At 63.6% G+C, this 13,554-nt stretch carries 13 protein-coding genes; 6 read left to right on the top strand and 7 right to left on the bottom strand.

All coding sequences use genetic code 11. The annotated features are described in order from the left end of the window. Position 1: 1 nt before the first annotated feature. Entirely contained in the window at positions 2-1,519 is a 1,518-nt protein-coding gene (gene lnt, locus IAE38_RS16895; RefSeq protein WP_201218364.1) for an apolipoprotein N-acyltransferase, read from the top strand. Between the two features lie 106 nt (positions 1,520-1,625). On the opposite strand, the gene IAE38_RS16890 is transcribed toward lnt, so the two are convergent. Together IAE38_RS16890 and IAE38_RS16885 are read right to left on the bottom strand one after the other, a co-directional pair. Next, the gene (locus tag IAE38_RS16890; protein WP_201218363.1) at positions 1,626-2,387 is read right to left on the bottom strand and encodes a YdcF family protein; all 762 of its coding nucleotides are present in this window, start codon (positions 2,385-2,387) and stop codon (positions 1,626-1,628) included. A gap of 116 nt (positions 2,388-2,503) precedes the next feature. Beyond that, positions 2,504-2,818, bottom strand: coding sequence for a hypothetical protein (locus tag IAE38_RS16885; RefSeq protein ID WP_028632743.1), 315 nt, complete (start codon positions 2,816-2,818; stop codon positions 2,504-2,506). 229 nt (positions 2,819-3,047) lie between these two features. Between IAE38_RS16885 and leuS the strand changes: the two genes are divergently transcribed. From leuS to IAE38_RS16860, 5 genes are all read left to right on the top strand, one after another. Beyond that, positions 3,048-5,654, top strand: coding sequence for a leucine--tRNA ligase (leuS, locus tag IAE38_RS16880; RefSeq protein ID WP_201218361.1), 2,607 nt, complete (start codon positions 3,048-3,050; stop codon positions 5,652-5,654). A 61-nt stretch (positions 5,655-5,715) separates the two neighbouring features. After that, positions 5,716-6,321 (top strand): LPS-assembly lipoprotein LptE, encoded by a 606-nt coding sequence (locus tag IAE38_RS16875; RefSeq protein WP_028632745.1) that lies wholly within the window; start codon positions 5,716-5,718, stop codon positions 6,319-6,321. A gap of 39 nt (positions 6,322-6,360) precedes the next feature. Continuing rightward, positions 6,361-7,398, top strand: a complete 1,038-nt coding sequence (gene holA, locus IAE38_RS16870) for a DNA polymerase III subunit delta (RefSeq protein WP_028632746.1) — start codon at positions 6,361-6,363, stop codon at positions 7,396-7,398. 124 nt (positions 7,399-7,522) lie between these two features. Next, complete coding sequence (arfA, locus tag IAE38_RS16865) at positions 7,523-7,687, top strand: alternative ribosome rescue factor ArfA (protein ID WP_028632747.1); 165 nt, start codon at positions 7,523-7,525, stop codon at positions 7,685-7,687. Between the two features lie 60 nt (positions 7,688-7,747). Next, positions 7,748-9,064, top strand: coding sequence for a lytic murein transglycosylase (locus tag IAE38_RS16860; RefSeq protein WP_201218360.1), 1,317 nt, complete (start codon positions 7,748-7,750; stop codon positions 9,062-9,064). Between the two features lie 40 nt (positions 9,065-9,104). Here IAE38_RS16860 and IAE38_RS16855 read toward each other — a convergent pair whose 3' ends face one another. From IAE38_RS16855 to IAE38_RS16835, 5 genes are all read right to left on the bottom strand, one after another. Further along, positions 9,105-10,043, bottom strand: a complete 939-nt coding sequence (locus IAE38_RS16855) for a S66 peptidase family protein (RefSeq protein WP_201218377.1) — start codon at positions 10,041-10,043, stop codon at positions 9,105-9,107. A gap of 106 nt (positions 10,044-10,149) precedes the next feature. Continuing rightward, a complete protein-coding gene (lipA, locus tag IAE38_RS16850) occupies positions 10,150-11,166 on the bottom strand; it encodes a lipoyl synthase (protein WP_028632750.1) in 1,017 nt (338 codons plus the stop codon). Between the two features lie 2 nt (positions 11,167-11,168). Beyond that, positions 11,169-11,816 carry a lipoyl(octanoyl) transferase LipB gene (gene lipB / locus IAE38_RS16845; protein WP_201161972.1) on the bottom strand — a complete coding sequence of 216 codons (648 nt, stop codon included), beginning with the start codon at positions 11,814-11,816 and terminating at the stop codon, positions 11,169-11,171. Beyond that, a complete protein-coding gene (locus IAE38_RS16840) occupies positions 11,816-12,091 on the bottom strand; it encodes a DUF493 domain-containing protein (protein WP_028632752.1) in 276 nt (91 codons plus the stop codon). The genes lipB and IAE38_RS16840 overlap by 1 nt, the downstream gene beginning before the upstream one ends. 72 nt (positions 12,092-12,163) lie before the next feature. Next, a complete protein-coding gene (locus IAE38_RS16835; protein WP_028632753.1) occupies positions 12,164-13,324 on the bottom strand; it encodes a D-alanyl-D-alanine carboxypeptidase family protein in 1,161 nt (386 codons plus the stop codon). Positions 13,325-13,554: the final 230 nt, after the last annotated feature.

Raw genomic sequence — 13,554 nt, 5'->3', positions numbered from 1 at the left:
CATGCACTGGATCACCCGCCCCGGCTGGCCCGGTAACCTGCTGGCCCTGGCGGCCGGTGCTTCCACCCTGCTGGCGCTGGCGCCCTTCGATATCTGGCCGCTGGCGCTGCTGTCCATAGCGGTGCTCTACCTGGGCCTGCGCGAGCTAAGCCCGCGCCAGGCCCTGTGGCGCGGCTGGTGGTTCGGCTTTGGCCTGTACGGGGCCGGCACCTGGTGGATCTACGTCAGCATGACCACCTACGGCGGCGCTTCGCCGGTGCTGGCGATCGCCTTGCTGCTGGCATTCTTTGCCGCCCTGGCCTGGTTTTTCGCCTTGCCCACCTGGTTGTGGGCCCGGTGGCTGCGGCGCAACGAGGCACCGTTGGCCGATGCCCTGTGCTTCGCGGCATTGTGGCTGCTGCAAGAGGCCTTCCGTGGCTGGTTTCTCACTGGCTTCCCGTGGCTTTACGCGGGTTACAGCCAGCTGGACGGCCCACTCGCCGGCCTGGCACCGCTCGGCGGCGTGTGGCTGGTCTCGTTCACCCTGGCTTTGACAGCTGCGCTGTTGTGCAACCTGCACTGCCTGCGTGCGCGCCCGGCATTCCTGGCTATAGCGTGCGTGCTGCTGCTCACCCCCTGGGGCCTTGGCCTGGCGCTTAAAGGCCACGCCTGGACTACCCCGGCAGGCGACCCACTGAAGGTGGCTGCCATCCAGGGCAACGTCGAGCAAGACGTCAAATGGGACCCCGCACACATCGACGCGCAACTGGCGCTGTACCGTGACTTGAGCTTCAGCTCCCGGCCAGTGGACCTGCTGATATGGCCGGAAACCGCAGTGCCGGTGCTCAAGGACCAGGCCCAGGGCTACATCGACATGATGGGCCGCTTTGCCGCCGAACGTCATTCGGCGCTGATCACCGGGGTGCCGGTGCGCGAGGTGGTGCACCGCCAGCGCCGCTACTTCAATGGCATTACGGTTGCTGGAGAGGGTGACGGTACGTACCTCAAGCAGAAGCTGGTGCCATTTGGTGAGTACGTGCCGCTGCAGGACATGCTGCGTGGGCTGATCGAGTTCTTCAACCTGCCCATGTCCGACTTCGCTCGCGGGCCGGAAGACCAGGCTTTGCTGCAGGCCAAGGGTTACCAGATTGCACCGTACATCTGTTACGAAGTGGTCTACCCGGAGTTCGCCGCAGGCCTTGCCGCGCGCAGCGATCTGCTGCTGACCATCAGCAACGACACCTGGTTCGGCACCTCCATCGGCCCGCTGCAACACCTGCAGATGGCCCAGATGCGCGCACTCGAAGCCGGGCGCTGGATGATCCGTGCCACCAACAACGGCGTCACGGCCCTGATTAACCCATATGGCCGCATCACAGCCCAGGTGCCTCAGTTCCAGCAGGCGGTGATGTATGGCGAAGTGGTGCCGATGCAGCAGCTCACGCCGTACCTGCAGTGGCGCTCGTGGCCATTGGCGATCGTGTGCGGCCTGCTGCTGGGCTGGGCGCTGCTGGCCGGGCGGGTTGCCAGGGCTCTCTAAACCCGCACCAATGTAGGAGCGAGCGCAGCTCGCGATGCGCCGCGCGAGCGGCGCTGGCTATCACAGGCGAAACCATCATCAAGACGGGCACTAGGGCGCGGGCGATTCAATAAAACAACCGGTAGCCTGCCAAGCCTGCCATTTCATTGATTAGCTGCCCGTTCTGCCACACCGATCGGCTCTCGGGCAGCAAGCCAGCGAAGGGGCGGCCATGTTCGCGCCCCAGGAACCCCACCGGTGCTGACACCACCGTGAACCCCGCCTGCTCGAAGCTCCAGCGCGAGCGCTGCATGTGCCAGGCTTGCGTCACCACCACCACCCGGCGCACGCCAAGCGGCTGCAACAGCGCTGCGGTCAGCTGGGCATTCTCCCAGGTGGTACGGCTGGCTTCTTCACGCCACTTCACCTGAACCCCGAAATCTTCGGCCAAGCTATCAGCCATCAACCGGGCTTCGCTCGGCGGCGTGCCGTAATGCAGGCCACCGCTGGTCACTACCGGCAGCCCCGAGGCCTTGGCCAGGCGCGCCGCAAAACGCAGGCGCTCCAGCGCAGTCGGCGTCGGCTGGTCAGCCCCGGCCCAGGCAGGGTCGCCGCGCTCACGGCCAGCCCCCAGCACCACGATGGCATCGGCCCGGCGGCTGAGGTTCGCCCACTCGCCAGGCTCCAGCGCCGGCTCGGTTTCCAGCAACCGTGCCGCTTGCTGCACCGTCACTGGCAGGCTCATCAACCACAGGCCGCCAAGCCCCAAGGCGAAGCACATTGCAGCAAGCCTGGGCCGTGTTCGCCGCAGCCACCAGGCGGCACCCAGCAACAGCAGCAACAGGCCAGGTGGCAGCAGCCATTGTTTGATGAAGTATCGGATGGGCATCAGCTACACCTCCTGGGCAGGCGTGCAGCCTAAAAGCATCGGCGCCGGCCAACAAGAGAAGACCGGCACCGATGGAGTACGCTCAGAAAATGGACCCAGGCCCGACGATGGCCTGGTCAGCGGTGAGACGTTGCTCTTGAACGCGGCGCATGCGCGGGGCGTTTTCTGTCCTTGAGCCAGATGATCCTGGCCGATGCCGGCTCCGCTTGTGGGTAACTGCCGGCACAGCCCTCGGGGCGCGCCCGGAACGATTCCAGGTAAGCCCTGATCACCTCGAACTCGGCGTGGCTCAAACCACGCAATTCCAGTTCCGCAGGCATCTCGTCACGCAACTGTACCGACGCCCTGGCTGTCTCCAGGGCCAGCCCAAGGCGGTCGATCAGCCGTTCGTAAAGTTCTGGTTTGATTGCAGGTAGCTGCGACTCTCCCATCCGTTCACCTCATTGAAGATAAGACCATATCTCCCCCCACCACTGAGCTTAGCGTCGATGCCAAAAGCAGCCGGGCGCCGCGACCAGCGGGCATTCGCAACGAAGGTTTCCCACGATACGCAGCGCTGCTGTATGCTACGGCGTTCACTCCAGGCGACACCGGAGTGCCGGATGCAGCTAGGTTTCGCTGCCTGCAACAAGGTCTTTTCTCTCTCAGCCAAAAGTAGCCATGCACGAACAATACACGCCCCGTGACATAGAAGCCGCCGCCCAGACGTTCTGGGACGAGCAACAATCGTTCGCTGTTACCGAACAGCCAGGCAAAGATACCTACTACTGCCTATCGATGTTCCCGTACCCGAGCGGCAAGCTACACATGGGCCACGTGCGCAACTACACCATCGGTGACGTGATCGCGCGCTACCAGCGCATGCTGGGCAAGAACGTCCTGCAACCGATGGGCTGGGACGCTTTCGGCATGCCGGCTGAAAACGCAGCGATGAAAAACAACGTCGCCCCGGCCAAGTGGACCTACGAAAACATCGACTACATGAAGACCCAGCTCAAGAGCCTGGGTCTGGCCATCGACTGGGCCCGTGAAGTCACCACCTGCAAGCCTGACTACTACCGTTGGGAGCAGTGGCTGTTCACCCGCCTGTTCGAAAAAGGCATCATCTACCGCAAGAACGGCACCGTTAACTGGGACCCGGCTGACCAGACCGTACTGGCCAACGAGCAGGTCATCGACGGCCGTGGCTGGCGCTCGGGCGCGCTGATCGAAAAGCGCGAAATCCCGATGTACTACTTCCGCATCACCGACTACGCCGACGAACTGCTGGAAAGCCTCGACGAACTGCCGGGCTGGCCCGAGCAGGTCAAGACCATGCAGCGCAACTGGATCGGCAAGTCCCGCGGCATGGAAGTGCAGTTCCCGTACGACCAGGCCAGCATTGGCCATGCAGGGGCGCTCAAGGTCTTCACCACGCGCCCTGACACCCTCATGGGCGCCACCTACGTTGCCGTCGCCGCCGAGCACCCGCTGGCCACCCAGGCCGCGCAGGGCAACCCGGCGCTGCAGGCGTTCATCGACGAATGCAAAGGCGGCAGCGTTGCCGAGGCCGACATGGCCACCCAGGAAAAGAAAGGCATGGCCACTTCCCTGCTGGTGGAGCACCCGCTCACCGGCGAGAAGCTGCCGGTGTGGGTCGCCAACTACGTGCTGATGCATTACGGCGACGGCGCCGTCATGGCGGTACCGGCCCACGACGAGCGCGACTTCGAGTTCGCCCACAAGTACAACCTGCCGGTCAAGGCTGTGGTGCGCACCAGCGCAGGCGGTGAAGTGGGCACCGAATGGCAGCCTGCCTACGGCGAACATGGCCAACTGATCAACTCCGGCGAATTCGATGGCCTGGACTTCGCCGGCGCCTTCGACGCCATCGAAGCCGCCTTGCTGCGCAAGGACCTGGGCAAGTCACGCACCCAGTTCCGCCTGCGCGACTGGGGTATCAGCCGCCAGCGCTACTGGGGCTGCCCTATCCCGATCATCCACTGCCCGTCCTGTGGCGACGTTCCAGTGCCGGAAGACCAGTTGCCGGTCACCCTGCCAGAGAATGTGGTACCCGACGGCGCCGGTTCGCCGCTGGCGCGCATGCCTGAGTTCTACGCGTGCACCTGCCCTAAATGCGGCGCCGAGGCCAAGCGCGAAACCGACACCATGGACACCTTCGTCGAGTCGTCCTGGTATTTCGCCCGCTACGCCTCGCCCAACTACGAAGGCGGCATGGTAGACCCGAAAGCCGCCAACCACTGGTTGCCGGTCGACCAGTACATCGGTGGTATCGAACACGCCATCCTGCACCTGCTGTACGCACGCTTCTTCCACAAGCTGATGCGCGACGAAGGCCTGGTCTCCTCCAATGAGCCGTTCAAGAACCTGCTGACCCAGGGCATGGTGGTGGCCGAAACCTACTACCGTGTGGCCAGCAACGGCGGCAAGGACTGGTTCAACCCGGCCGACGTCGAAATCGAGCGCGATGCCAAGGCCAAGATCATTGGCGCACGCCTGAAAACCGACGGCCTGCCGGTTGAAATCGGCGGCACCGAGAAAATGTCGAAGTCGAAGAACAACGGCGTTGACCCGCAGTCGATGATCGACCAATACGGCGCCGACACCTGCCGCCTGTTCATGATGTTCGCCTCGCCGCCTGATGCCAGCCTGGAGTGGTCCGACTCCGGCGTCGAGGGTGCCAGCCGCTTCCTGCGCCGTGTCTGGCGCCTGGCCCAGGCCCATGTCGCCCAGGGCCTGCCGGGCAAGCTGGACGTCGCCGCCCTGGACGACGCGCAGAAGGTCATCCGCCGCGCCATCCATGCCGCCATCAAGCAGGCCAGCACCGACGTGGGCCAGTACCACAAGTTCAACACCGCCATCGCCCAGGTGATGACCGTGATGAACGTGCTGGAAAAAGCCCCGCAGGCCACCGAACAGGACCGTGCCTTGCTGCACGAAGGCCTGGAAGCGGTAACCCTGCTGCTGGCACCGATTACCCCGCACATCTCGCATGAGCTGTGGCAGCAACTGGGCCACCAGCAGGCGGTAATCGACGCAGGCTGGCCGGCCGTGGACGAAGCTGCCCTGGTGCAGGACAGCATCACCCTGGTGGTGCAGGTCAACGGCAAGCTGCGCGGTCAGGTCGAAATGCCCGCCGCCGCCAGCCGCGAGGAAGTCGAAGCCGCCGCCCGCAGCAACGAGAATGTCCTGCGCTTCATCGATGGCCTGACCATCCGCAAGGTCATCGTGGTACCGGGCAAACTGGTCAATATTGTCGCCAACTGATGGCAACGTCGGCCCGCAACCACTGCGGGCCGACGGAACAGGCTCACGAGGGAGCATCAACATGATCAAACGCAATCTGCTGGTAGTCGGCCTGGCGGTCATGCTCAGTGCCTGCGGTTTCCAGCTGCGCGGCACCGGTTCCAACGAACTGAACATCAAGGAAATGGACGTCAGCGCGCGCAACGCGTATGGCCCGACCGTGGTACAGGTACGCCAGGTGCTGGAAAGCAGTGGCGTGAACGTTCACGCGGGCGCACCGTACCGCCTGGCCCTGACCAACGAACAGGAGCGCGAGCGCTCGGTCACCTACAACAGCGGCAACCGCACTGCTGAATTCGAGCTCACCACCGAGCTGGACTACAGCATCCAGGGCCTGAACAACCTGGAACTGCTGAGCGACAAGGTGCAAGTGCGTAAAGTCTATGTGCGTGACGCCTCCAACATCACCGGCTCCGAGCAGGACGCCAAGCGCGCCCGCGACGAGATGCGCCGGGACCTGGTAAACGCCCTGATGGTGCGCCTGCAGAACCTGACCCCGTCGCAGTTGGACGAGCTTCAGCGCAAGGCAGACGCGCGCGCCAAGGCGGAAGCTGAAGCACTGGAGGCTGCTCGCCGCCAGCAGGCTGAGACGCCGCAGCAGTCGCCACTGGAAGTGCCGGGCAACTAAGCCCGTGCAGGGCGCCTTCGGGCGCCCTGCTCATCGCCCATGAAGCTCGCCCCCGCCCAGCTCAACAAACACCTGCAAGGCACTCTGGCCCCGGTCTATGTGGTCAGCGGCGACGACCCGCTGCTGTGCCAGGAGGCCGCCGACGCCGTGCGCAATGCTGCCCGCCAGCAGGGCTTCGATGAGCGCCAGGTGTTCAGCGCCGATGCCAATTTCGATTGGGGCACACTGCTGCAGGCTGGGGCCAGCCTGTCGCTGTTTGCCCAACGCCGCCTGCTGGAGCTGCGCCTGCCATCGGGCAAGCCGGGTGACAAAGGTGCCGCTGCGCTGATCGAGTACTGCAACAACCCTGCTGAAGACACCCTGCTACTGATCAGCTTGCCCAAGCTGGACGGCAGCGCGCAAAAGACCAAGTGGGGCAAGGCGCTGGTCGAGGGCGCTCACTGCCAGTTCATCCAGATCTGGCCGGTGGACGTGCATCAGTTGCCGCAGTGGATCAACCAGCGCCTGCAGCAGGCTGGCTTGAGCGCACAGCGTGACGCGGTGGACCTCATTGCTGCCCGCGTCGAAGGCAACCTGTTGGCTGCTGCCCAGGAAATCGAAAAGCTCAAGCTGCTGGCCGATGGTAGCCAGATCACGGTTGAAACCGTCCAGGGCGCGGTCGCCGACAGCGCTCGCTTCGATGTGTTTGGCCTGGTCGATGCCATTCTCAACGGCGAAGCGGCCCATGCATTGCGCATGCTCGAAGGGCTGCGCGGGGAAGGCGTGGAGCCACCGGTAATTCTGTGGGCCCTGGCGCGAGAGCTGCGCTTGCTGGCCGGCTTGGCCCAGCAATACAGCCAGGGTGTGCCACTGGACAAAGCGTTCAGCCAGGCGCGCCCGCCCGTTTGGGACAAACGCCGCCCACTGGTCAGCAAGGCCCTGCAACGGCTGACCGCGCAACGCTGGTCACAATTGCTGCAGGACGCCCAGCGCATTGATGCGCAGATCAAAGGGCAAGCCCAGGGTTCGCCCTGGCCCGGCCTGGCACGGCTGTGCCTGCTGATGGCTGGCCAACGCCTCGCCCTGCCGCCCCTGTAGCCGCGAAGGCCACCTTTCAACAGGTCACCCTCGTTGAAGCACGACCATAAACACAATCAATTAGCCTCATCCGGCTGCAACCCCTACAGTGCGCCGCGAACCCACCCACACCGGGAGCTCCGCCATGAGCAAAAAGCCGAAAAAACACGGCCCCAACAAGGCCAAGTCCATCGTCGCCCAACCGCTGTTCCGCTGCCGCCAGGAACAACCGGAAAAAGGCAAAGGCAGCTACCGCCGCGAAGCCTTCCAATCGAGAGATTGGGAGGCTTCCTACTTTTTGGCTGCATGAAAGCATCCGGGCTGCAGGCATGATATGGTCTTCACCTGACCTGTAATTCTGGATCTGTGCATGCTCCTCCGTCCTCTTCCTCGTTGGGATACCCGCCAGCTGATCGCGGCGTCCAGCTTCATCCTGCTGGTCGCGTGTGCCGAAAAGCCCACGGCAGCCGACGCACTGCCGCTTGCACCTGCGCAACCGGCACCTGTGGTGAACGTGCCTGGCGCTGCACCTGACACCAGCACCGATATCCAACCCCTGCAAACCTTCGCCCAATGGCAGGCAGGCTTCCGCCAACAGGCCCTGCAAGCGGGTATCGCCCCGTCCACGTTCGACCGCGCCTTCATTGGCGTCACGCCCGACATGGACGTGATCAAGGCCGATCGCAGCCAGCCCGAGTTCAGCCGGCCAGTGTGGGAGTACCTCGAGGGCGCGCTGTCCCCGCTGCGTGTGCGCAACGGCAAAAAGCTGTTGGAGCAGAACGCCGAGCTGCTGACCCGCATCGAGCAGCGTTATGGCGTGGACCGCCAGGTGCTGGTGGCGGTGTGGGGCATGGAGAGCAATTTCGGCCAGTTCCAGGGCAACAAGTCCGTCATCCGCTCACTGGCCACCTTGGCGTACGAAGGCCGCCGCCCGCAGTTCGCCCAGGACCAGCTGATTGCCGCGCTGCAGATCATCCAGCACGGCGATATCCAGCCAGAGGCCATGCGTGGCTCCTGGGCCGGCGCCATGGGCCAGACCCAGTTCATCCCCACCACCTACAACACCCACGCCGTGGACTTCGACGGTGATGGCCGCCGTGACATCTGGAACAGCACACCCGATGCGCTGGCCTCTACAGCCCACTACCTGCAAAGCTCGGGCTGGAAGCGCGGTCAGCCATGGGGCTTCGAAGTGCAGGTGCCGGCCGGCTTCGACTACTGGCAGGCAGACGGCAACCAGCGCAAGCCCGTAGCTGAATGGCTGGAGATGGGCGTGAAACTGCCCGCAGGCACGCAATTGCCGGCCGGCAGCAACCAGCTGTCGGCAGCCCTGCTGCTGCCCGCAGGTGCCAAAGGCCCCGCGTTTCTGGTGCTGGACAACTTCCGCGCCATTCTCAAGTACAACAATTCTTCGGCTTACGCGCTGGCAGTGAGCCTGTTGGGTGACCGCTTCACCGGCTGGGGTTTCATTGCCGGTAGCTGGCCGAAAGAGGACCTGCCACTGAGTCGCAGCGAGCGTGTGGAGCTGCAAAACCTGCTCAATGCCAGAGGGCATGAGGCGGGGAACGCGGATGGCATCATCGGCGCCAATACCCGCAAGGCGATACGCACCGCCCAGCAAGGGCTGGGATGGCCGGCAGACGGCTACCCGACCCAGAAGCTGCTCGAAAGCTTGCGCCAGCAGTAACGCTACCGGGCTGCAGGGCTACCCTGCAGCCCCGGCACGCTCACACCTCGAACAGGTTCTGCTCCAGCACCAGCGCCTGAGCATCGCTGTCTAGGGTCACCCGTGCGCCAAGCGGCAGGCACACGTTGGGGTCGCAGTGGCCGCTGCGCCACCCCGCCAGCACCGGTACACCTAACGGCGCAAATGTGTCACGCAGCAACGGCGTCAACGCCGCCGTGGTGATGCCGGCAAAGTCACCCACCAATACCCCTTTCACCCCCTGCAGCTTGCCCGCCAGACGCAACTGGGTCAGCAGGCGATCAACCCGATACAGCGGCTCATTGACGTCCTCGATGAACAGGATGCAGCCCTGGGTGTCCAGCTCCGCCAGCGTGCCCATCGTCGCGCCCAGCATCGACAGGTTGCCACCCAGCAGCGGCCCGCTGGCAGCACCTGGCAGTACGGTCGTCAGGGCGAAGTCAGCCGGGTGCACGATCGCCTCCCCTGCCCTCACCAGCCCGCTCAATTGTGCCAACAGCGACGCCTCGGTGGGTGCCCGCTTGGCACCCAGCAAGTCGGCATTGAGCATGCCACCGTGGAAGGTAATCAACCCCGTGTGCCGGTAGAAGGCGGTGTGCAGCGCCGTGATGTCGCTGTAACCGATCAACGGTTTAGGGTTGCGCCGCACCTGCTCGAAATCGAGCTGATCGAGCAGGCGCATGCTGCCGTAACCCCCGCGCATGCACAAAATGGCATCGACCTCAGGGTCGGCAAACGCACCCTGCAGGTCGTGCAACCGCTGGCTGTCCGCGCCCGCCAGGTACCCCTCGGCCTGGGTGGCGCCCGGGAAAACACGGCAGCGGTAACCGCGGTCGGCAAACCACTGCATCGCTTTTTGCGTGTCCAGGCGTGCCGGGCCCGCAGGGGCAACCACCGCAAAACAGCTACCCGGGCGGACCGGCCTGGGCAACGCAATGGCAAGGGCTTCAACACAGTTCATCATGCAACTCCGAATAGCGTATGCCCGACAGCTTAAGGCCTGTGAGCCGCAAAAAAAATGCCGATGCTACCCCAGGGCGCACCGGCATTTTAGCACACGCTGTAACTCAGAGCTTGATCTTGGCTTCGTGCGCCTGCTGGTCGGCATGGTAGGACGAGCGCACCAGTGGCCCGGACGCAACGTTCTTGAAGCCCATCTTGTAGCCTTCCTCGGCGAACCAGGCAAAGGTATCCGGGTGCACGAAACGCTGCACCGGCAAGTGGCTGCGGGACGGTTGCAGGTACTGGCCCAGAGTGAGCATGTCGATATCATGCTCGCGCATGCGGTGCATCACCTCGATGACTTCTTCGTCGGTTTCACCCAGGCCCAGCATCAGGCCCGACTTGGTCGGTACATGGGGCACCAACTGCTTGAATTTCTGCAGCAGGTCCAGGGACCAGTCGTAGTCCGAACCAGGGCGCGCGGCCTTGTACAGGCGCGGTACGGTTTCAAGGTTATGGTTGAACACGTCTGGCGGCTCTTGCGCGGTGATTTCCAGCGCAACGTCCATGCGGCCGCGGTAGTCCGGCACCAGGGTTTCCAGCTGCACACCCGGCGACAGGGCACGAATTTCGCGGATGCAGTCGGCAAAGTGCTGGGCACCACCGTCACGCAGGTCATCACGGTCTACGGACGTGATGACCACGTACTTGAGGCGCAGGTCGGCGATGGCAACGGCCAGGTTCTTCGGCTCGTCCACATCCAGTGGCTTAGGCCGACCATGCCCCACGTCGCAGAACGGGCAGCGACGGGTGCAGATGTCGCCCATGATCATGAAGGTGGCGGTACCGCCCGAGAAGCACTCGCCCAGGTTAGGGCAAGAGGCCTCTTCGCAGACGCTGTGCAGCTTGTGCTTGCGCAGCAGCTGCTTGATACGGTCCACCTCGGGCGATACCGGGATGCGCACACGAATCCAGTCGGGCTTCTTCGGCAGCTCGTCGGTGGGGATGATCTTCACCGGAATGCGGGCTACTTTTTCGGCACCACGCAGCTTGACCCCGGCTTCCACCTTCTTTGGCGCCGGGCGCGGGGTGACGTCCTGGGTAGGGATCAGGTTCGGCACGGCTTCTTGCACAATAGTCATATTCAGTCGATTCCGCCCGTGAGGGTCGTCTGCTCAGCGTAGTCGAGGTGCTTGACCAGCTGTCCGCGCAGCCTCGTCCTGACCTCGTCGAGTTCGATCGGGCCTGCCAGGTCACGCAGCTGGGTCATGGCCAGCCCCGCATAACCGCAGGGGTTGATTCGGCGGAATGGCGCAAGGTCCATGTCCACGTTCAGGGCAAGGCCGTGAAACGAACGGCCGTTGCGAATGCGCAGGCCGAGGGAGGCAATCTTGGCTCCGTCGACGTAGACACCCGGCGCATCGGGCTTGGCCGCAGCCTGCACGGCGTAACTGCCCAGCAGGTCGATCAAGGTGCGCTCGATGCGGCTTACCAGGTCGCGCACACCAAACCCAAGCCGACGCACATCCAGCAGCAGGTAGGCCACCAGTTGCCCGGGGCCATGGTAGGTCACCTGGCCACCGCGGTCGGTCTGCACCACCGGGATGTCCCCCGGCACCAGCAGGTGCTCGGCCTTGCCAGCCTGGCCCTGGGTGAACACCGCTGGGTGCTCGACCAGCCAGACTTCGTCTGGAGTATCCGGGCCGCGCTGCTCGGTAAATCGCCGCATGGCCTCCAGCACCGGTTCATAGGGCTGCAGGCCAAGCTCGCGAAAACCGAGACAGCCGGGCATCACAGTACCATTTTCACGATGCCGGTCGCGCGCAGGGCGCTGTTGATATCGTGCAGCTGGTTTTCGCTTTCCGCCACGATGTGCAACTGCACGGTGGTGTACTTGCCTTCCTTGCTTTGCCGCTCGGCCAACGTGGACAGATCGACCTTGGCGTACTTGCTGAGGATTTCGATCACGGTGTCCTTGAAGCCGACAACGGTGTCGCCGATGACCTTGATCGGGTAATCGGCGCAGGGGAATTCGATTTTATGGGACTTGACGTCTGGTTCGCTCATGGCGGAAACGGCCTCACAAGCCGTGGCAACAACAACGCCCCCGCCACTGCGCGGGGGCGTGCAGGTCACGTATCAGTTGAACAACCCGAAGAAGAATAGGCGGATGCTATCCCACATACGGCGGAAGATACCACCTTCCTCGACGCCATCGAGGGCGATCAGGTCGGCGCTGTGAACCACTTTGTCGTCCAGTTTGACTTCGACCTTACCGATCACGTCGCCTTTGGCGATGGGGGCAGTCAGCTGCGGGTTCATGGTCATCGAAGCCTGCAGGCGCTTGAGCTGGCCTTTAGGCATGGTCATGGTCAGGTCTTCTGCCAGGCCGGCCTTCACTTCGCTGGTAGCACCCTTCCACACCGGGGCCTTAGCCAGTTCGGTACCCTTCTGGTAGAAGGTCTGGGTTTCGAAGAAGCGGAAGCCGTAGGTCAGCAGCTTCTGGGTTTCGGCAGCGCGGGACTGCTCGCTGTTGGTACCAAACACCACGGCAATCAGGCGCTGGCCGTCACGTACGGCGGAGGCCACCATGCAGTAGCCGGCTTCCTCGGTGTGGCCGGTTTTCAGGCCGTCGACCGTCTTGTCGCGCCACAGCAGCAGGTTGCGGTTAGGCTGCTTGATGTTGTTCCAGAAGAACTCTTTTTGCGAGTAGATGGCGTAGTGGGCAGGGTCGACGTTGATGATCGCACGGGCCAGGGTCGCCATGTCGTGGGCAGAGGAATAGTGCTCTGGGTTCGGCAGGCCGGTCGGGTTCATGAAGTGGCTGTTGGTCATGCCCAGGTCGGCAGCCGTCTTGTTCATCATGTCGGCGAAAGCATCTTCGCTGCCGGCGATGTGCTCGGACAGGGCCACAGACGCGTCGTTGCCCGACTGGATGATGATGCCGTGCAGCAGGTCGCTGACGGTGACCTGGCTGCCCACCTTGATGAACATGCGCGAACCACCGGTACGCCAGGCGTTCTCGCTGACGGTAACGGGGTCGTTTTCACCAATTTGGCCACGACGGATGTCCAGGGTGGCGATGTAGGCGGTCATCAGCTTGGTCAGGCTGGCTGGCGGCAGACGCTCGTCACCGTTGTTCTCGACCAGCACGTTGCCGCTGGACGCGTCCATGAGTACATAGGACTTGGCTGCCAACTGGGGCGGTGCCGGGGTCATCTGCTCGGCCGCGAAGGCGGCCGGCGTGATCATCAGCAGTACGGGCAGGCAAAGTCGTTTGGCAAGGTTGGTGATATTCATCCGTCTCTCGAAAATCGCTAATGGTCTGAGATGTTTCCTGGGCAAGCGCATGCGCCCAGCACCCGTCATTCTGCTTGTATGGCCGTCGGCCTGATGCGGCATCATGCCGCTGCGGGCAAAACCGGCATTGTACATGGCCGGCACCGGCAATTCATGACAAAAGCGGCAAGCTTGAAGCTGCAAGCTACAAGAAGAGGCAGATCTGCTTTTCCTTGCGGCTTGCGGCTTGC

The organism is Pseudomonas sp. S32 (assembly GCF_016648095.1).
GTDB lineage: Bacteria > Pseudomonadota > Gammaproteobacteria > Pseudomonadales > Pseudomonadaceae > Aquipseudomonas > Aquipseudomonas parafulva.
Note: the sequence above shows the minus strand (reverse complement) of the source record. Positions and strands in the feature narration are given on the sequence as shown.